General features: G+C 39.7%; 16 protein-coding genes. 11 read left to right on the top strand and 5 right to left on the bottom strand.

Annotated elements, in window-relative coordinates:
- Positions 1-52: 52 nt before the first annotated feature.
- Positions 53-907 carry an AraC family transcriptional regulator gene (locus tag L6471_RS03300; protein WP_027453966.1) on the bottom strand — a complete coding sequence of 285 codons (855 nt, stop codon included), beginning with the start codon at positions 905-907 and terminating at the stop codon, positions 53-55.
- Positions 908-1,157: 250 nt separating this feature from the next.
- Here L6471_RS03300 and L6471_RS03295 point away from each other — a divergent pair, with 250 nt between their 5' ends.
- Genes L6471_RS03295 through L6471_RS03280 form a run of 4 tightly spaced genes read left to right on the top strand, consistent with a single transcriptional unit; the run spans position 1,158 to position 8,508 of the window.
- A complete protein-coding gene (locus tag L6471_RS03295; RefSeq protein ID WP_237796827.1) occupies positions 1,158-2,471 on the top strand; it encodes an IPT/TIG domain-containing protein in 1,314 nt (437 codons plus the stop codon).
- A gap of 20 nt (positions 2,472-2,491) precedes the next feature.
- A complete protein-coding gene (locus L6471_RS03290; protein WP_237796826.1) occupies positions 2,492-5,563 on the top strand; it encodes a SusC/RagA family TonB-linked outer membrane protein in 3,072 nt (1,023 codons plus the stop codon).
- A gap of 11 nt (positions 5,564-5,574) precedes the next feature.
- Positions 5,575-7,563, top strand: a complete 1,989-nt coding sequence (locus L6471_RS03285; RefSeq protein WP_027453969.1) for a RagB/SusD family nutrient uptake outer membrane protein — start codon at positions 5,575-5,577, stop codon at positions 7,561-7,563.
- A gap of 12 nt (positions 7,564-7,575) precedes the next feature.
- Positions 7,576-8,508, top strand: a complete 933-nt coding sequence (locus tag L6471_RS03280) for a BT_3044 domain-containing protein (protein WP_173652245.1) — start codon at positions 7,576-7,578, stop codon at positions 8,506-8,508.
- 174 nt (positions 8,509-8,682) lie between these two features.
- Here L6471_RS03280 and L6471_RS03275 read toward each other — a convergent pair whose 3' ends face one another.
- Positions 8,683-9,243, bottom strand: a complete 561-nt coding sequence (locus tag L6471_RS03275; RefSeq protein WP_237796825.1) for a hypothetical protein — start codon at positions 9,241-9,243, stop codon at positions 8,683-8,685.
- Between the two features lie 480 nt (positions 9,244-9,723).
- On the opposite strand from L6471_RS03275, the gene L6471_RS03270 reads away from it, so the two are divergent.
- The 6 genes from L6471_RS03270 to L6471_RS03245 all read left to right on the top strand — a co-directional run bounded on the left by L6471_RS03270 (position 9,724) and on the right by L6471_RS03245 (position 15,938).
- Positions 9,724-10,188, top strand: a complete 465-nt coding sequence (locus tag L6471_RS03270; RefSeq protein ID WP_094448867.1) for a GNAT family N-acetyltransferase — start codon at positions 9,724-9,726, stop codon at positions 10,186-10,188.
- Between the two features lie 155 nt (positions 10,189-10,343).
- A complete protein-coding gene (locus L6471_RS03265; RefSeq protein WP_237796824.1) occupies positions 10,344-10,871 on the top strand; it encodes a DsrE/DsrF/DrsH-like family protein in 528 nt (175 codons plus the stop codon).
- Between the two features lie 26 nt (positions 10,872-10,897).
- Entirely contained in the window at positions 10,898-11,122 is a 225-nt protein-coding gene (locus L6471_RS03260; RefSeq protein ID WP_006283848.1) for a sulfurtransferase TusA family protein, read from the top strand.
- A gap of 6 nt (positions 11,123-11,128) precedes the next feature.
- Positions 11,129-12,568 (top strand): family 2B encapsulin nanocompartment shell protein, encoded by a 1,440-nt coding sequence (locus L6471_RS03255; RefSeq protein ID WP_094448866.1) that lies wholly within the window; start codon positions 11,129-11,131, stop codon positions 12,566-12,568.
- 287 nt (positions 12,569-12,855) lie between these two features.
- A complete protein-coding gene (locus L6471_RS03250; RefSeq protein ID WP_143067147.1) occupies positions 12,856-14,067 on the top strand; it encodes a cysteine desulfurase in 1,212 nt (403 codons plus the stop codon).
- A 320-nt stretch (positions 14,068-14,387) separates the two neighbouring features.
- Positions 14,388-15,938 (top strand): SLC13 family permease, encoded by a 1,551-nt coding sequence (locus L6471_RS03245; RefSeq protein ID WP_237796823.1) that lies wholly within the window; start codon positions 14,388-14,390, stop codon positions 15,936-15,938.
- Between the two features lie 27 nt (positions 15,939-15,965).
- On the opposite strand, the gene L6471_RS03240 is transcribed toward L6471_RS03245, so the two are convergent.
- Genes L6471_RS03240 through L6471_RS03230 form a run of 3 tightly spaced genes read right to left on the bottom strand, consistent with a single transcriptional unit; the run spans position 15,966 to position 19,811 of the window.
- On the bottom strand, positions 15,966-16,901 hold the full coding sequence (locus tag L6471_RS03240; protein ID WP_094448863.1) for a CapA family protein: 936 nt from the start codon (positions 16,899-16,901) through the stop codon (positions 15,966-15,968).
- The gene (locus L6471_RS03235) at positions 16,870-19,293 is read right to left on the bottom strand and encodes a DUF3160 domain-containing protein (RefSeq protein ID WP_094448862.1); all 2,424 of its coding nucleotides are present in this window, start codon (positions 19,291-19,293) and stop codon (positions 16,870-16,872) included. Before L6471_RS03235 ends, L6471_RS03240 begins: the two co-directional genes overlap by 32 nt.
- A 5-nt stretch (positions 19,294-19,298) precedes the next feature.
- Complete coding sequence (locus L6471_RS03230) at positions 19,299-19,811, bottom strand: hypothetical protein (RefSeq protein WP_237796822.1); 513 nt, start codon at positions 19,809-19,811, stop codon at positions 19,299-19,301.
- 182 nt (positions 19,812-19,993) lie between these two features.
- Between L6471_RS03230 and rd the strand changes: the two genes are divergently transcribed.
- Entirely contained in the window at positions 19,994-20,158 is a 165-nt protein-coding gene (rd, locus tag L6471_RS03225) for a rubredoxin (protein ID WP_074548930.1), read from the top strand.
- Positions 20,159-20,248: the final 90 nt, after the last annotated feature.

Genomic DNA, 20,248 nt, shown 5'->3' with positions numbered 1-20,248 from the left:
CAAATAAGGGGTACCTTTATATTGTTTGTTAGAGAGATAATTCGAACGTTTCTTACTTCATTTGACGATATTGCAAAGGAGTGTATCCTGTTATTTTCTTAAATGTCCGAATGAAATAAGAACAATTATCATATCCAAGATTATAGGCTAATGTATTTATCGGTTTGTTTGTGGTGACAAGCAACAATTCTGCCTTTTCGATTTTTTTTGTTGTGATGTATGCATTAGGCGTAGAACCTACTTGCTGTTTAAACAACCTTATATAATAGTCTTTACTCATACATGCTTTATCTGCTAGTTCCTGAATATCTATCTTTTTATCTAGGTTTTGGCGTATGAAGTGAAGAGTTTGCGCTATATAATCATTTTTTACATCGTTCTTTTGACGTGCCTGAAAAAAGAAATGTGAAATCAAGATCAGTAAAATCCCTTGTGCCTCAATATTATCACACATGCTACATTCATTATTTTTCTGAATACTGTTTACCATCGATTTGTAATTATTATAGCTATCAGGATTGGATTCTGGCAATTTCAAAAAGGGATAAATATAACATAGCCTCTTCATCATCTCCTCGCTGTGTTTATCAGCCTTAATTTCGTAAGGAAATTCATAATTTTCCATAATACTTTGGTTTGCTTCATTATCTTCATATATATGAACATAATAGAGGCAGAAATGCCCAATGCATTTATAGCTGTGTGTCATATAAGCAGGTATTAAATAAAGATGTTCTGGTGTTAGATGAATTTCCTTAGTGCCTATTTGAACATAAGCATCACCTTCTGTAACAAGATAAAGACGATTAAAGGGGCTCTGAACAGATTTCCAATTCCAATCGGCTTCATGATGTGCAAATCCTACATTTAGAGTTAATAAGTGTAAACGTTTAATAGAATGATTCATTTGTAATAAATAGTATATATAGTTATAGATTGTAATTTTTCATTTATGGATGTTCAAAGTTAAGCAAAAATCCTATAAAAAGTAGGTATATTTTTATTTTATTTTAAGGCAAACGCACTTACGATAATATTTGACGATATTTTGCCATTATTCTTCGATAAAATTTTATGTTAAGGGTAGATATTAAGTGTAATTTTGGCCTCAATATGAATAATCTAATTATCTAATTATTAACAAAAACACTCTAACCATGAAGAAAAGTTTTGTCTATTTTTCTTTGTCTTTAGCTTTATTTGCTTCGTGCGAAAGCAAAGAAGACATTGCATTATTTCCGACGGTCACAAATGAGTATGATGCAAGTAAAGGGTATGAGCTGAATGCTATTTCGCCCTTATATGGTGGCATCAATACTCCTTTTATTGTAACCGGAAATTTTGGAGACAGTCTTTCTCAAATGAAAGTTTATTTTGGAAAAAAGAATGCTGTACTTGTTCGTACTAATGGTAGTAGCATTTTAGGACTAGTACCTAAACTTAACGCAGGTAAGCAACAGATTTCTGTTGTTTGCGGTAAAGACAGTATTGTTGGCGATGGTGTGCTCTTCAAATACGAGCAAACTAAGTCGCTAAAAACTCTTGCTGGTGCTTTTGGTGATGAAAAGTATCAAGATGGAGATCTGAACACAGCTCGTTTCAAAGAGGTGTCGAATATTGCTACTGTAAAAGGTAACAATTCTGACAATATTATTGCTGTTGAATCGTGGTGGAATAGTCGCGTAAGCCTTGTTTCGCCAGAAGACAATCAGGTGGTGACACTTTCTACATCTCATAGCTTTGGTACACCAGCGATTGACAACACACGTGAAAAATTCTATCTTGTTCAGCATTGGGCTGACGATCGTGTTGTCTATTCGTATTCGCGTACCGAAAACTATGCTGAAAAGAATACTGGCATTAATATCTCTAAAAATGATATGAACGGACAGATATGGTCTGGAGCATTCCGAGAGAATGACGACAACCATCTTTATTATCTTGATTCCAACTGTAATTTTTGTGAAGTTGACCTTGAAAATTTAAGCTATCGCATAATAACCCTTGTAGGCGACAAACCAACCAATTTTCGTGATCGTTGTCAGATGATCTATAGCAAATTTCATCACTGTTTCTTCGCATCTTTCTATCAGATGGCTGGTATATACAAAATATACGAGGACACAGACCACACTTGGCGCATTGAAAAATATGCAGGCTTCAACGGTAATGGAGCTAATACAGGGCATAGGCTCAAAGATGCACAATTCATAGAGCCCTATGGCTTGACGGTAACCTCAGACGGTGATATCTATGTTATTAATCGCGCAGGAAACTTCATTAGTCGTATCTCAGGCGACCAAGTAGAAGTCGTTGCAGGTGCTCCAGGCCAAAGCGGTCAGGTGAATTCAGATTCAGAACCTCTTGATGCCCGTTTCAATTCGCCACAGGATATAGCGGTTGATAGCGAAGATAATTTCTATATCGCAGGTGGCTGGGACAGAACAATCAGAAAACTAAGTATTGAATAATATCAAGCAAAGTACATCAAATGAAACGAATATTATTTGCTATTATAGTGGCATTTTTATGCCCTTTTCTTTACGCTCAGGCTCAAACCGATCTGAATGTTGGCGGTTTGGTAATGACGGAAAATGGTGAGGAAATCATTGGAGCTACGGTAAGTATAAAGGAAGTTCCTGGCAAAGGAGTAGTAACCGACTTGGATGGTAGATTCAAGCTCAAAGAAATAAAATCAGGTCAAACACTAGTAGTTACGTACATTGGTTATAAAAAATACGAGCAAAAGATAACCAAGAGCGACGAACGTATGCGTATTATTCTTCACGAAGTCATTGACAATATGGATGAAGTCGTAGTAGTCGGTCAAGGCACCCAACGAAAGATTTCTGTTACAGGTGCTATCACTAATGTAGACAAGAAAGACCTCCATGTTCCAGCCACATCAGTATCAAATATGTTGGGCTCTCGAGTTCCTGGTATCATATCTGTTACACGTAGCGGTGAACCAGGTAACGACTATTCACAGTTCTGGATTCGTGGTATCAGCACCTTTGGTGCAAATTCAAGTGCCCTCGTACTTATTGATGGTATTGAAGGCGACCTAAATCGCTTAGACCCAGAAGATATTGAAAGTTTCTCTATTCTAAAAGATGCATCAGCAACTGCTGTATATGGTACACGTGGTGCTAATGGTGTTGTTCTTGTAACCACTCGTCGAGGTAAAGCAGGAAAATTACGTGTTGATGGTAAAGTTAATTTCAACTATTCTTATTCTCCTCGCATGCCTGAATATGTAAATGCCTACGAATATGCGTCGTTAGCTAACGAGGCGGCTGTTTCTCGTGGTCTTGACCCTATTTTCAATGATGTTGACATGCAACTTTTCAAAAATGGAATGGATCCGGACTTGCATCCTAATGTAAACTGGCATGATGTCATTCTTCGTCATCACACATGGTATCAGCAGGCACACTTTAGCGCTTCTGGTGGTGGACAAGTAGCACGTTACTATCTTAGTTTGGGTATGTTAAACAAAGATGGTATTTTCAAACAGGATTCAAAACTCAAAGAACGTAGTTCTAATGTAAAATTCCGCCAATATAACTTCCGTGCAAATATTGATGTAAACCTCACTCGAACATCAACCCTCACTCTGGGTATTGAAACATCTATCCAAGATCGTAATTATCCAGGCTATGGTGATAGTTCTGATGCCCTATGGCAGGCTTGTTCTACCCTCACACCTATAACTGTTCCTCTGGTTTATTCTTCAGGCGTATATCCTGCTTATGGTTCTGACAACAACAAAATTAGCCCTTATGTATTGCTAAACATGACTGGTAGTCGCCAGTATTATGGTAACAACACCAAGATGAACCTTGCCTATAATCAAGATTTAAGTAGTATTACAAAGGGATTATCTGCAACATTACTCTTCAACTTTGACACGAATTCTTCTCTTTCTGAGAATAGAACAAAGTGGCCATCACTTTTCTATGCAACAAAGCGTAAACGCGATGGCGAACTCGATCTTAATAAGGTTCGTGATTATCAAAGCCAACAATATAGTAACAGTCAATATGTTGATCGCAAATACTATTTTGAGGCACACCTTAATTACGATCGACTATTTGGTAAGGATCATCGTGTAGGTGGACTTATTCACTACTATATGTCAGACTACAAATCATCAGGCAATACTACTCTCCTTACTGCTATCCCAAAACGATACATTGGTCTTTCGAGTCGTCTAACCTACTCATTTAAAGACACATACTTTATTGAAGGAAACTTAGGTTATACAGGTTCTGAGGCTTTCGAAAAAGGTCATAGGTTCGGTACATTTCCTGCTATCTCTGGAGGATGGATTCCAACTCAATATAAAGTTATTCATAAACTTATACCTTGGTTGAGCTATTTGAAATTCCGTGTTTCTTATGGTGAAGTAGGTAACGATCAGATATCGGGGTCACGTTTCCCTTATCTCTCGCTAATGGGTAGTGGTAACTCAGGTCCTTGGAATTCAGGTGAAGGAATAACAGAAGTTCAGGTTGGTAGTAACAACCTTCGTTGGGAGAAAGCTGTAAAACAGAATTTAGGTATCGATATGAAACTCTTTAATGAGCGAATTGATCTTTCTGTTGATTTCTTTAAAGATATTCGTTCAGGAATCTATCAGAAACGTGCAAGTATTCCTGCCGAGATGGGTCTTGCCTCAATGCCTTATGCTAACGTAGGTAAGATGAAGAGTTGGGGTGTTGATGGTCATATTACCTATTTTCAACCAATAGGAAAAGAAGCTGGACTTACTCTTCGTGCCAACTTTACTCAATCAAAGAATAAAGTTCTTGAATTCGAAGAGTCTATCAAGAGCTACCCATATCAATATACAGCAGGTTACACATGGGGTATTCAGCGGGGTCTGGTTGCTTTAGGACTATTCAAAGATGAAGAGGAAATACGTAATTCTCCACGACAGACCTTTGCAAGCGAGGTACTCCCTGGTGATATTAAATACAAAGATGTAAATGGAGATGGTGTCATAAACTACGACGACCAGATTCCACTTAAATATAGTGGTATTCCTGAGATTCAGTATGGTTTTGCTACCGAGGTCTATTGGAAGAATTGGACACTTAGTGTGCTCTTCGGTGGAGTTTCACACGTTCAATATTATGCTGGTGGTTCTGGATATGTTCCTTTTGAGCAACGCGAAACAGGTAACATTCTCAAAATTGTTGCCGACCAACGTAATCGTTGGACAGCTGCATCATTCTCTGGCGATCCGTCAACAGAGAATCCTAACGCAACATTCCCTCGTCTTTCGTATGGTCAAAATGCCAACTCTATGGTTTATTCTACCTTTTGGCTTCGCAATGGAGCATATCTAAGATTGAAAAATGTTCAGCTTGCATATAAATTCGACAAAGAACTTGTTAAAAAGGTTGGTATGTCAGACGCCTCAATAAGCCTTATTGGTGAAAACCTTGCACTTTGGGATCACGGAGATGGAATCTTCGATCCATCACAGGCAAATGGTAATGGAGCTGCTTATCCTTTACAACGAGTTTTTACTCTTCAAATAAACGTATCATTCTAATTCCAAGAAAAATGAAACAACATATAAAGAAAATAAGCAAAATAGTACTACCTTTTTTTGCCGGTGCTGCTTTGTTTTCATTTACATCATGTGAGTCTTTTCTCGATATTGATGAATACATCAACGATCAGGTAACTATCGACTCCGTGTTTGTTTCCAAAACACGTGTTTTACAATACATTAATGGTGCCGCATCTTTTCTCCCTGATGAATCAAAAATCTTCTCATCTGGCTCCTATTCTCCAAGTGGTTTGGCTGCCGACGAAGCCATCGTACCATGGGCCGATTGGAACCATCGTGGTTCTTACCTCATGATAGATGAGGTCTCGGTAAATGATGTAAAAGGTTATGATAACTGGGAAAATCTATTCAAAGGTATTCGTAAAGCAAACGTCCTCATTCAACGTATCCCTGAATGTAAGGAGTTATCCGACCTTGAACTACGCGACTATATGGGACGTGCATATTTCTTGCGTGCATATTTCTATTATAGTCTCATGCGTTTATATGGACCAGTGCCTATCTTGCCTGATGAGGCTTTTGCCAGCGACACCCAAACGGGTGATGCCTCTTACGAACGCTCAAGCTACGATGATTGTGTGGAGTATGTATGTAAAAACTTTGAAAAAGCTGCAGAGTTACTTCCAAATCAACGCGAGAAAGCATTTATGTATCTGCCAACAAAGGGTGCTGCCTTAGCCTTTCAAGCTCGTCTTAGATTGTATTGGGCTTCTCCTCTCTTTAACGGCAACACTTACTATGCTAATTGGAAACGTTCAGATGGTACCAACTTTATTTCGCAAGTTGAGGATAAGAGTCGTTGGGGTAAAGTGGCAGCTCTTTACAAGCGAATTATTGACATGGGCAAATATCAGTTGAATACGGTCGAAAAAATCCAATCTACAGCACGTACCGCAGGAACATTACCTTTGCCAGCAACCGTTTCTAGCGAGCCTTTCCCTAATGGTGCAGGTGATATAGATCCTTATCGTAGTTATAAGTCTATATTTGATGGCAGTATTGAACCAGAGCATAATAAAGAGCTAATATACTTTTGCCCACGTAGCGATGCTGACGACTGGACTTTCTATCCTAATCCTCTTGGTGGAATTAATGGCTATTCTGTAACGGTTGATATGATAGAATCTTATCGCATGGCAGATGGTCGCCAATATAGTGAAGCTACAGACGAAGAAAAGTCATGGAAAGCAGTTGGTGAAGGAAAAACATTTTCGGAAAACTATGTCCTTGCGCCAGAACGAGCTCATCGTGATGATAATCGTGAACCACGTTATTATGCAAGCATAGGTTTCAACTATTGTGTATGGCCTTCAACATCATATACTGGTACTGAGGCTAAAAAGAACTTTGTTGCTACATATTACAAAGATGGTAATAGTCAACCTACTGGAACAGTTAAAGTTGACTATAACCGATTGGGTTATACTTGTCGCAAATATGTTAATCAGGAAGACATCATGAACTGGCAAGGTTCACGCAAGGCCAAAACCTATCCTATTATGCGCTATGCCGAAGTGCTCTTAGGATATGTAGAAGCGATGAATGAAATGACGGAATCATATACCGATGAAGAAAACAATATAACCGTTAGTCGTGATGTTGAACAAATGGTTTATTATTTCAACCAGATTCGTTATCGTGCAGGTTTACCTGGCATAACTATCGCAGATGCTTCTGACTATAACAAGATGAAAGAAATCATAAAGCAAGAGTGGAAGATAGAGTTTGCCTTTGAAGACCATCGTTACTATGATCTTCGTCGCTGGAAAGATGCTCCAGAAGCAATGAATAAACCTGTTACAGGTCTTGATGTAAGCGCAAAGATGGCTGAACGTGAACGTTTCTATACTATTCGTGTATGGAATACCGAAAAGACCATGAAACGTGTATTTAAAAACAAAATGTATTTCTATCCAATACCTAAGGTTATTCTACAACGTAATGCTCGTTTGTGTCAAAACCCTGGTTGGAACGATTAAACTACTATCATTATGAAAAAACTATTATCATTTTCGCTTGCTGCATTAGTTGGAATAATGCTAACCAACTGTGCAGACGAGGCACCTATGGACACAGATCTTTATCCTCAAACAGTATATATTGTTGGAGCACATTCACGCATTATAGATGCAAACCTTGACCTTAGTTACGATGTTGATACCGTCAATTTATCACTCACGGTAAGTGGTAACAGACCCCTCGATCGTGACGTAACTGTTACCCTTGCTGAATGCCCGGAAGCAATAGAAAACTATAACCAGCGCGAAGTCTCGGCACAGGCACGTCAATATCGCCATTTAGCAGAGGGTGTTTACACGATTCCATCCAACGATGTGACAGTAAAAGCAGGACAAATATATAAGACTTTTCCTATCTACGTAAAGCCAGCTGAATTAAAATGCGATTCATTATACATGCTTGGGTTCAGGATTACTAATACTTCTGCATACGAGGCAACAAAGATTGATACTATTGCTCTGGTTAATTTGCATCTCGTAAATAAATACTCTGGCCAATATTATATGAATGGAGTTATTAAAAATGTAGATAATCCAGATGATTCATTGGTATATGTTATGCCACGACAACTTGTTGCTACCGACGATGGAAAAACCGTAAGAATGTTCCATTACAATAACGAGTGGCAAGAAGGAGCAAATAACGATTACCGTCCTACTCACACATTCAAAATTAGTATTCATTCAGACAATACACTAACACTTACATCTTGGGATAAGTTCGATTTGATAAAGGGAGGTGGTAAATATTATCCTGAGCAAAAAGCATTTACGATCTGGTATGAATATCGTGAAAACGAACGTACATGGCATACTCGTGGTTTCTTATACAAGGAACGCAAAAATAATACGGAGCAGCATGCCATCAACGACTGGATGGAAGAAATGGTTAACTGGGAAGAATAGACATTTATTAAGGCATAATTAGGTTAACCCCCCTGCGAAAAGCGTTTCGCGTGGCATTACAATCAGGAGAAGCTATACATCACCGTGCTTCTCCTGATTTTTGCTTTGGTCTTGTCAAGGCATAGAAATAATCAATACAATTTGATCCTAATCAGCTGACAACAATAGCAGCTTTTAAAGTAATAATATACCCCACATGGCGACAGCCCAACCCATAGCCATCATAATCCAAGAACCTATGAAAAAAGCGATGGTAATCCATTTCCATTTCTTATGCCACGATGCATCTTTTTTTTCAAACTTTTTATAATACTTCAGATATTTATCTTTGGTAAAGACTGCTCTGTACGCTGGGATATATCCTATTCCAATTGGGATACCTAATAAAATTATATTCAACAAAGGATATTTGTCTTCAAAAAAACGAAGCTCTAGACCACCTAAAATAAACGAAAAAAAACAGGGGTATCCAGAATATAAAAAGCCAAATATATAGTTCGCCCTCCCGATATAAAATCCGTTTTCTTTGTCATATAAATATTTATCCAGTAACTTCTTTTCTCTAGGAAAACGTTCGTAATATTTCTTTTTATATTCCTTCGTAAAAAGATACTTTGGTATGGGAGAAAGAAGAGCATGAATAACTTTATCAATAACAATTCCAGATTTTATATCACCGCGCCAAATACAATAATGTATAGCATTTAATATGTATTCAAATCTACTGTAATTCATCGTTTCTATCTATTATAAATTGTAAACAACGGGACAAAAACGAATAGAAGTAAGCATTTTTTCATATTGTTATCTCTGATTTGGTAATTGCTCTTAGTAAATATTTTTATGGTTTAGCTATAATATATAGCCATACTTTCGTATTTTGTTGCAAAAGTAGTAATAAATAAAATAATATAAAAATATTTTGTTTTGTTTTTTTAATAGAATTGTAATATTTATATACTAAATTCATGTGTGTTCGACGTAATTTAATATTACGCAAGTTGCGTATCAAGAGAGGTTGCTTTATTCATGTGAAAATTTGATTTTTTCCTCGCATAAGTTAGGTATTCTGCGGTTTGAAATGGCTTTTATAAATGTTTTTATGAGCATAATCTGACATAAGCTATAGAAAATCATTAACTTTACACTCGTAATGTATATTTTATCCCTGCAAGTATGTAACCGATACGGGATAAATAGTTTAAAAAGTTAGAAATGATTACGATAAAGACATATCATGAGCAGTATCAGGCTGATTTCATTCGCTTGAACAAAGAGTGGATCGAGACTTACTTCCGTTTGGAGGAGTCTGACCTTCGGACTTTTGCCAATATCGATAGCTACATCTTGGACAATGGTGGACAGATATTTCTTGCTATTGATGACAGTTGTGGTAAGGTTGTGGGATGTTGCGCGCTAATCAATCATCCAGAAAAGAATATATATGAGTTGGCCAAAATGGCCGTTTCACCTAAAGCTCAAGGAAAACACATCGGGTACAAGTTGGGTTTGGCTCTCATAGAATATGCCCGTCAACTGGGTGCCAAAAGACTTTATCTGGAAGGAAACACCCATTTGGCTGCTTCCATTCATCTTTATCGAAATTTAGGATTCAAAGAAGTTTCTTTGGACGGTAGCACTTATGACCGTTGCGATATTATCATGGAATTAGATTTATAGTACATTTTCTTAGTAGCTATATCTCATTTTTTCCCTCCCCACATACTCCCTTATGGATGGTACATGGTATACTATATCATGGGTATCTAAAATGCCACAAATGGGCTATTGTAGATACCCCGGAATCACTGTACCTTTGCCGTTGTAATAGAGTATTGATCAGAATAAGTACACCCTATAATTATAAATTGCGAATTATGAATCCTGAATTGAAAAAAAAACTAAGCATTATCGCTTTTAGCGGTGATTTCGACAAGTTAACTGCAGTATTCACCTTAGCAACAGGTGCGGCAGCAGTGGGTTACGAAGTAAACATCTTCTTCACGTTCTGGGGGCTGGATGCGATTAAGAAAAAGCAGGGACGTTCGTTCGTGGGCGGAAACGGATTAACGAAGTTATTCGGCTTCATGATGGGCGGTCTGAAGGTGACCCCAACAAGCCGTTTCAATTTTGGTGGTATAGGTCCCAGGATATTCCGCTATCTGATGCGAAAAAATAATGTTGCGACACTTGAAGAACTTGTTGAGGCTGCTAAAGCACTCGGTATCAATCTCTATGCTTGCGAGATGGCCATGCACGTGCTTGGCTTGAAAAAAGAGGATTTTATCTCTGAAGTGAAGGATGTACTTGGCGTAGCAACGTTCTTGAAACTTTCTGAAGGCGGAAGAACATTATTCATTTAACCCAATGATAAATCGGAAATACATTTATGGCAACAAAAACACTAGACATTACGAAGGAGCATTGCCCGATGACCTTCGTAAAAACAAAGATTGAACTATCAAAACTCAGTCCGGGTGATATTCTTGAAGTTTTACTGGCTGAGGGTGAACCTCTCGATAATGTTCCGCGCAACGCAAAAGAACAAGGTTATAACGTACTTTCCGTAGAACACGTGGAAGGGACTACTCATAAAGTAATCATTAAAAAATAAAAGGACATGGCAGAATCAAATCTACAGCGCAGTGTGACTACTGCTACCGCCAGAAGACTGGCTACTACTACTAAGACTGCTCCACAGATGGGCAGTATCACTCCTCGTTTGTTACTTAAACTATTACCTTGGGTGCAGGTGAGCGGCGGTACTTTCCGCGTAAACCGAACGAAGGTAGAGCTTCGTAAGAATGACCGTTTGCCTATTCAGTTCGTCTACGGTCAACCGTCATTTACGGCCAAGGATTTGAAAGCCATTCCGCTGTTTTCAGAATTCGATGACGAAACATTAGACCGCTTGGTAAATTCTTTCGAGACGAAGGAGGTGAATGTAGATAAATTTTTCGTGGAAGAAGGTAAGGATAAGCAGCGTTTCTTCATCGTGGCAAGTGGACAAGCTGAAGTTATCAGCAAGGGTCCTCATGGCGAAGATCTCCGAATAGCTCTCTTGGGCGACGGTGAGTATTTTGGAGAGGCTGACATTCTCGATGAGCAGATATCAACAGTCAGTGTTCGTGCAGTCACGCCTACAACGTTTCTTGGCTTGAAACTGAATGAACTCATCAAGGTTATTAAAGAAGTTCCCGATTTTCGTGAAACTTTCAATAAGGCTGTCGATAAGCAGTTGCGCCTGAAGGCTTCTGTTAACGATAATGGTGAGAAGCATATTGACCTGTTGAGCGGTCATGAAGAGGATAACGTTATCCCTGAGACCTATATTGACTATGAAGAGAATCCTACAGAGTATAGTCTTAATACCCTGCAGACCGTAGTTCGAGTACACACTCGTGTTAGTGACCTTTATAACAATCCTTACAACCAGTTGGAGGAACAGTTGCGCCTCTCCATTGAAAGTATAAAGGAACGTCAGGAATGGGAGCTCATCAATAATAAAAAATTCGGTCTGCTTTCAGCTGTAAATCCTGCTTACCGTATCTCGGCACGCTACGGTTCACCTACGCCAGACGATTTAGACGAGTTATTGAGTCTTGTGTGGAAGGAACCTGCATTCTTTATAGCTCATCCGCGTGCAATCGCGGCTTTCGAACGCGAATGTACTTGGCGAGGAGTTCCTCCTGTGACCACCGACCTTTTCGGTACAAAGGTTATTTTGTGGCGTGGTGTTCCACTGATTCCGAGTGATAAGGTAGAAGTTGAAGGACAATATCTAACAGGGCGTGGTGTAGGCACGACAAAGATTATTCTAGTGCGTACCGGTGAGCAGAATCAGGGCGTTATCGGTTTACATCAGAGTGGTATCCCTGGTGAAATAGCACCATCGCTCAGTGCCCGTTTGATGGGTCTCGATAAGTTTGGTGTAGCTTCTTACTTGCTTACCAAGTATTTCTCGCTCGCCGCACTCACCGACGATGCTATCGCTGTTCTTGAGAACGTAGAGGTAGGTTACTATCATGACTACCAATATCGTAACAAAATAGAGAAATAATGATTGATATCAATAATATAAGTGGATATAATATTGATGACTCTGGCTTCGAGTTACTTCGCCAGGTGGCTCAGAAATATTGTCCCGAGGAGTGGCAAAGCGAGCGAAGGACTGTTATTCCTGATGAAAAACTGAATTTATCAGCATTGATAGGACTATACGATACAACAGTCTCGAGTCCTGCTGAACAGTCGGTCACGACAACGCTTCCTCAAGACAATGGTTTCGGTATCGGTATTCCAGAGTCGGATAAACTCCGAACTTTGCACTATGAAGAGGTCGATACCCTGAATTCTGAGGAAATCAAGAAGGATTTTCCCGTGCTCAATCAGCAAGTGAATGGGCATGACCTGGTATGGCTCGATAACGGCGCCACGACGCAGAAACCTCTGCAAGTCATCGATAAAATTTCGGATTATTATAAGACGTATAATTCGAACATTCATCGCGGTGCCCACACGTTGGCAGCTCGTGCCACTGATGCTTACGAGGAAGCTCGCGAAAAGGTGCAGCACTTTATTAATGCTGCTAGTTCTGAAGAAATTATCTTTGTTCGTGGCACCACTGAGGGGATTAATCTTGTGGCGCAAACTTATGGTAGACAGTATCTTACACCTGGCGATGAAGTTATTGTTAGCGAGCTCGACCACCATGCTAATATTGTGCCTTGGCAGCGTATTTGTCAGGAGAAAGGGTGTACATTGAAGGCCATACCGACAGACAAGAATGGCGACTTGGTACTCTCGGAGTTCGAACGGCTCATAACACCTCGTACGCGTTTTGTCAGCGTGGGCCATGTGAATAATACCTTTGGTACTATCAACGATGTAAAGCGTATCATTGAAATCGCTCACTCGCATAATATCCCTGTGCTGATAGACGGTGCACAGTCTATTGCTCATACGCCGGTTGATGTGCAACAGCTCGGTACTGACTTCTTTGTGTTCAGTGGGCATAAGATTTATGGTCCTAATGGTATCGGAGTGGTTTATGGGCGCAAAGATATCCTCGACAAGATGCAACCGTGGCAGGGTGGAGGAAACATGATTACAGACGTTACTATAGAGCATACGGAATATAATGTGCCACCAGCTCGTTTCGAAGCTGGTACACCTAATGTGGCAGACGCTATTGGTCTGGGTGCTGCTCTTGATTATGTACGTCACCTCGGTATCCGTAATATCGAAGCTCATGAGCATAAATTGACAGAATATGCAAGAGAGCAATTGGCTCAAATCAAAGGACTCACACTTATCGGCAACCCTAAACATCGTGTCTCGGTGGTTAGCTTTGTACTTGATGGTATCGCAGTACCTGAAACAGGAACCTTGTTGGACAAAGAAGGTATTGCAGTCCGTGCTGGACATCACTGTGCCCAACCAGCGTTGCGTGCTTTGGGCTATGAAATGAGCGTTCGTCCAACTTTCGCTCTTTACAATACTCGTGAAGATGTGGATAAGTTAGTTATCGCCCTTAGAAAGATTGTTGGAAGTAAATGAACTTCGAAATGATGTGTTTTGGTCACATTTGAAATAAAAACTTCAGATATATAACTTACAAGAATTTATCAACCCTGCATAAAACGCAATTTTTGCGGCTTTGTGCAGGGGTATTTTCTGTTTGTCTGAGTTAATATGTATATCATAGGATTTTATTGGTTAACAATAATTAACAAGAAAAACTTTGCTTATCTCTTACATTATCATTAAAAATTACTAAGTTTGTATTTATTCATAAGAACGCATTAAACTACAAATCGTATCAAACGTAACTGATTTTTTTGCGTGTATTGTCGCATTATAAACTTAAATTTTAGCTTATGAGTGAGAAACACATAAATGCAACTGTGAATCCGGCACCAAATTCAGGATCTTCTTTTGATAAAAAGAGACGTATTATAGGTTCTATTGTGGGGCCAGTTTTGGCTTTGTTTACCTGGTTTATACCTATTGAAGCATTAAGTCCGGAGGCACATCATTTGCTTGCCATTCTTGCACTGATTGGTACATGGTGGATTACCGAACCTATTCCTATCCCCGTAACATCAGTGCTTGCACCTATCTTGATCGTCCTTACAGGCGTAGCACCAGTCAAATCGGCCTTTGCAGCCTTTTCAAGTCCGATTATTTTCCTCTTTATGGGAGGTTTTATATTGGCGAAGGCTATGATGGTAAATGGACTCGATAAACGTATTGCTTATGGCATTGTGTCGATGAAGTGGGTAGGAGATAATCCAAGGCGCATTTTCTTAGCCATCGGTTTGGCTTGTATGCTCTGTTCCGGTTGGATTAGTAATACTGCTACAGCAGCGATGATGTTCCCTATCGCTTTGGGTTTACTCGAAGCGATTCGTGAGATGCAAGCCGCTAATGGCAAGCATATAGACTTACACAATTATAAGTATGCCACAGGCCTGATGTTGATGACGGCTTATGCATGTTCTGTAGGCGGTGTGCTTACGCCTATCGGAACTCCACCTAACTTGATTATGATGGGGTTCTTGGATGAGATGGTACAGATACATATCGGCTTCTTTGAGTGGATGATTTGGGGATTTATAGCGATGATTATTTACTTCGTTATCGCCTATGTAGTACTGAGTAGATTGTATCCGTCAGATTGTGATCATATCGAGGGTGCACATGAGTTTATTCAGAGTAAGGTAGACGAACTTGGTCCATGGACTCGTGCCCAGAAGAATACAATTATCGCTTTTTCTACGGCTGTTATTCTGTGGATTGCACCGGGCATACTGAGCATCTGTTTAGGTTCTGATAGTGAGATTCTTAAATCGTATAATAAATATATTCCAGAGTCCGTAGCTGCTATGGTAGGAGCATTGTTGCTTTTCTTCCTGCCTATAAAGCATGGAACTGGTCAACGTACATTAGGATGGAAAGATGCAGTGCATGGCGTAGAGTGGGGTACTTTGTTACTCTTTGGTGGTGGACTTACCATGGGAGGAATGATGTATACCACCGGTTTGAGTGAGTGGATCGGCAATATCATTATTGCAGGAATTGGTGGCAGCAATAACCAGCTTGTTCTCATCGCTGTATTTGCAGTAATGGCGTTGTTATTGTCTGAACTTACTTCGCATACAGCAGCTACTAACATGATCGGTCCTCTTGCCATCACTGCAGCTATTAGTGCTGGCTTTAGTCCTGTTCCAGTATCGGTGGCCATAGCATTGTCAGCATCATTAGGTTTTATGCTTCCAGTTTCAACTCCGCCAAATGCTATCGTGTATGCCAGTGGCTATGTTCCAATAACCAAGATGATCAAGAGTGGAGCCTATATCGACTTCATTGGTATTTTCTTTGTAACCATACCTCTTGTATATTATCTTGTTGAAGCGATTGTACAATAAGTTATATCGATGAAACTGTAAAGGGAATTACAACATCTTGGGACAGCATTTCATGATGTTTACAGGTATGGTGCTTACTTCTGCATCTTGAGGTTTCACCACAATTTTTACCATACATGCTTTGCTGTTCAGATTCTTTTGTTGATCAAATATGTAATTTCCGATGCTGTAGTAGATAGAATGTCCATGATAATTTTCTATCGTTTGCAGCGTATGGGTATGATGGCCCACCAGAATATCGGCTCCGGCATCGATAATCTGGTGGGCCTGTCTGCGTTGGTTGAGCGTTGGGGTTAGTGTGTGTTCCTGTCCCCAATGCAGACTTACGATAATATAGGCTTCTGGATCTTGTTTTCGTAATAATGCTATTCGTTGTACCATACAGTCAATAGATTCTTGTGCCACACAAGGCCGGTCGGTAAGAAAGGCAAAATTTTCAAGTGGCATCTTGAGTCTACTGATATACCATACTTTACGGGGATACTCGGCAATGCAGACGGACTGAAGGGCTTCTTCCATATTTAGTCCGGCTCCAAGAGGAATCATCCCGTATTTTTTGATTTGCATTTGTGTATCAGTCAGTCCTTTTCTGCCTTGGTCGATACTGTGGTTGTTAGCCAGGTTGATATGTGTGAAGCCATGTCGAGCTAATTGGCCAAGCCATTCTGGTTCTGCCCGAAACATGTAACGTTTGAAAACTGGCTGTTTGATAGAGGTTGCTGGACATTCGAGATTGCCGATAACCCTTTCTGCATGATGAAACAGGCTATCCGTGCGAATATCAAGCAGTTTGTTGAAAGCAATTTCGATCGATGGAGCATGTTCAATAATTTGTCTCACACCGCGATCTAGCAAAATATCGCCGGTAAGAATAATTCGAAGACTGTCTGCAGAGACCTTGGCCTGAATAGAGGCTAGGCCCCCGAATAAGCTAACAGCCAGAGCTATAAAATATCTCTTCATTTTCTTTTACCATATTTAGTGAAGGCAGACTAATCTCTTGCATCCATTCTGGAACAAATTTGTTTGGATTAGACTCCAGCTCTTTTTGCCATTCTTCGTCTGTAAGTCGAGGAAGGTCTGAAGGCATATTCAGTTGCCGATAAGAAAGAATAGCTCCGCGGGTAAGGTATAGCTTACCTCCGATTTCTACGACAACATAGATTTCATAAGCTGGTCCAACACCAGCATAGACGACATGTTTGTTTTCGATATTATCGCCATTGCTGGTAAAGATATCTGCCACAATCGAGACTTTCTTGTCTGCTCCCACGATATCATTCCAATCTTGTATTTCTTCATTTTGTCGTAGCAGGTCCATGGAGATATATTCCACAGTGCTACCCATCACCTTGATGTTATCATACTCTTCGTCGGTTGGCTCGATTCCTTTCAGTTCTTTTTCACTGATTTTCAGGCAGAATTCCATGTTTTCGCGTATTCTCTCAGTCACATTTTGTACTTTTTCGGTATACATGTTATACTGTTTGAAAAAGTTTGCTGTCTTATCAAGTAACGCGATAGCATTTTCCCAGAAATAAGTATTTGGTTCTACATAGCCTTTGGTGATAGGATCGTCAGGTCCGTAACCTCCACATTCAGCCCCAGCAGGTTGTTTGGCATAAAGTATAGCGTCGTGTTTCAGTTCCGCCCAGGAAGCCAATGCACTATTCAGGCATTTTTTCTGCCATTGAGGTGACTGCATGAAGTAAGGCATACCTTGAGTCTTGCTAAGTGTCGGGAGTATATGGAGCCACTGATTCGTCATTGTAGCCTCCCAAGGGACGGTCTGCATCACTTGTTTGGCGCTTTGTAATGCTGTCGTGAATCCCTTCCATTTCTGAGCTTCTTGAAGTTCGTTGAGAAGAATATTCTCAGCGGCTTCCCATCCCATCGAGGCCATGATATCCAATCCGTTTGGTTGTTCTCGTTTACATGGAAAAGTTTTGTTATCTACCATTTTCAGCATAACCTCGGCATCCGGTTGATAGCGTTGAGGCATCAGATTAATTTTGTAAATACTTGTTTTTTGGAATAGAGGACGTATACGAATCTGCTTATCGGCTAGAACTTTGATAATGTTACTTACTTTGCGAACGGCTTTCTTATTACTCAATTTTTGACCAAGTTTATTCCATTCTATCCCCACCTGTTCTATGGTCACATGGTCAGGTTTTCCCATCAGATAGGTTATTGGTTCCGCAATGGTTTGGTATGCGTTCTTGATAGCTGGTGTTTCTAGAGCCTGAGCCAACAGAATTGCTCTACGCATTTGCTCTACATAGTCGGCAGCCATCGGTATGGTTTGCAGCCACATCATTGTCCGGAAGTAATACTCTAGATTCTTTGTTCGCATGTAGTGTCCACGTGGACGAAAAAGACTGTAAGCGAAGTTGATGTTGTAATAGTCTGGTCCGAGAAACAGACTAGGATAATCACTATTGCTGTTGGCATGTAAATATTCCTCTTTAGCCAGTTGTAAGTATTTTTCGTTGAGGCGATACGACTTGAAATTGACATATTCAGGAGCCGTTCCTTTCAAGAGCTCTAGAGCTATTGCAAAATAGGTTTTGCACCATTCAGCATCGTCTATGATTTCAAACGCTTCCTTACTGCCTGCTTTCAGATTGGTATTGGCTTGTTTCCATTGTGCTTTATCGAAATACTCGAATCCGAGTAGACAAAGTTTCTGTAAAGCAGGATACAGCCTTTGCTGTTCGATATCTCTTAAAACACAATCGAAGTAAAGATGATAAAGTTGCAAAAATAAATCGGTTGTAATAAAAGAAGGGAAAGTACGATAATCATTATTCTCGTAAATATGAAACAGCTGGTCATAATTTGCCGGTGAGACAGCAAAGCCGTATCGGCCGAGCTTGTCCATCAGATTGTCAGGTCTTTTATCCAGTTGGAAAGGATTGATGAGGTTATCTAGATTTACTTGATAACCGTTAGACGCGACAAAATTTTTCTTTAAGAGTTCCTCTTCACGCTGTTTAGCCCTATTGATAAAGTCCATTTCAGCCTTTGAGTAATGATAAGGCAGTTTTTGACCGCCATCTTCTCGAAAGAATCGTCCCATCATGGTATCGTTATACCAGGTAGTGCTACTGAAGACTCCTCGAAGAGTAGCATCTTTAAAGCAATAGCCTTGTCGGGCTGCGAAGGCATTGCGGACAACTCGCAGTTCACATACATTGAGCTGACTTAAATCCATATTTAGATCAATGCTTTTTTTCAGTTTTTCTACATTGATGTGGGCTTTCCCTGGGAGTATAATCCCTTGTGCCATTGCGGTTACACCCAGTATGAGGTGTATGGTCAGCGTGAGAATAGTAGCATTTAGTTTTCTCATAACTATTATCGTTTAAATTGTTTTTTAGCTTCTTGTTCTGTAGTATCGTAAATCAGATATCTGATAAAGGAAGGACCAAATGGTCCCATTTTAAACTCGGCAACCAACCATTTATCCCCCCGTTTCTCCAAACTTCTGATATGATGATTTACACATCTAAAATCTTGTAGACTACCGGCCAGACGGGATCCTAGCCACATTGGTCGAATTTTACCATTGACATTCTTAAAGATAAAGAGCCTTCGAGCTTTCTGGGGATAGAATCGGGTACCTTTGACCACTCCGATAAGAACTTCTTCTGTACCGTTATTGTCTATATCAGCCGTTTGCATTTGATATATCGGATAGGGCAGTGGCCACTCATGGAGTGACGAGTCGGTTTGGAGTTGTAAATAAGATAGACTGTCGTTTACCTTTCGTAACCGATATGTCTGTGCATACATCTTGTTAATGCATAGTATACTTAACAACCACGCAATGCCGACAACACTCCAGATAAGATGATATAGAGCGTACATGATGTTATCGTAATATTCTTTTTATATGAGTAATGATGAGTTAATGTTATGCAAAGATATAAAACATTTATATCGTTTATTTATTATTTAACACTTTTTTTCTGCACTTATTAATAAAATCTTTTATATTTGCAATAATGAGATTAATAAAAATAGTATTATACCCTTAAATTCAAAACATTATGAAAAAATACGTATGTAATGTGTGTGGTTACATTTATGATCCAAAAGTAGGTGATCCTGATAGTGGTATTGCAGCTGGCACAGCTTTTGAAGACATTCCAGATGATTGGGTATGTCCGCTCTGTGGAGTAGGAAAGGGAGACTTTTCTCCAGTTGAGGAATAATAAATATTATATGTAGGGGAGAGCTACAGTTCTTTCTTATATTGTAAGATATGTATGAGGTTGTGTCAAAAGTAGCAGACACAACCTCTT

This window comes from Segatella bryantii (assembly GCF_022024215.1).
Classification (GTDB): Bacteria; Bacteroidota; Bacteroidia; order Bacteroidales; family Bacteroidaceae; genus Prevotella; species Prevotella bryantii.
Note: the sequence above shows the minus strand (reverse complement) of the source record. Positions and strands in the feature narration are given on the sequence as shown.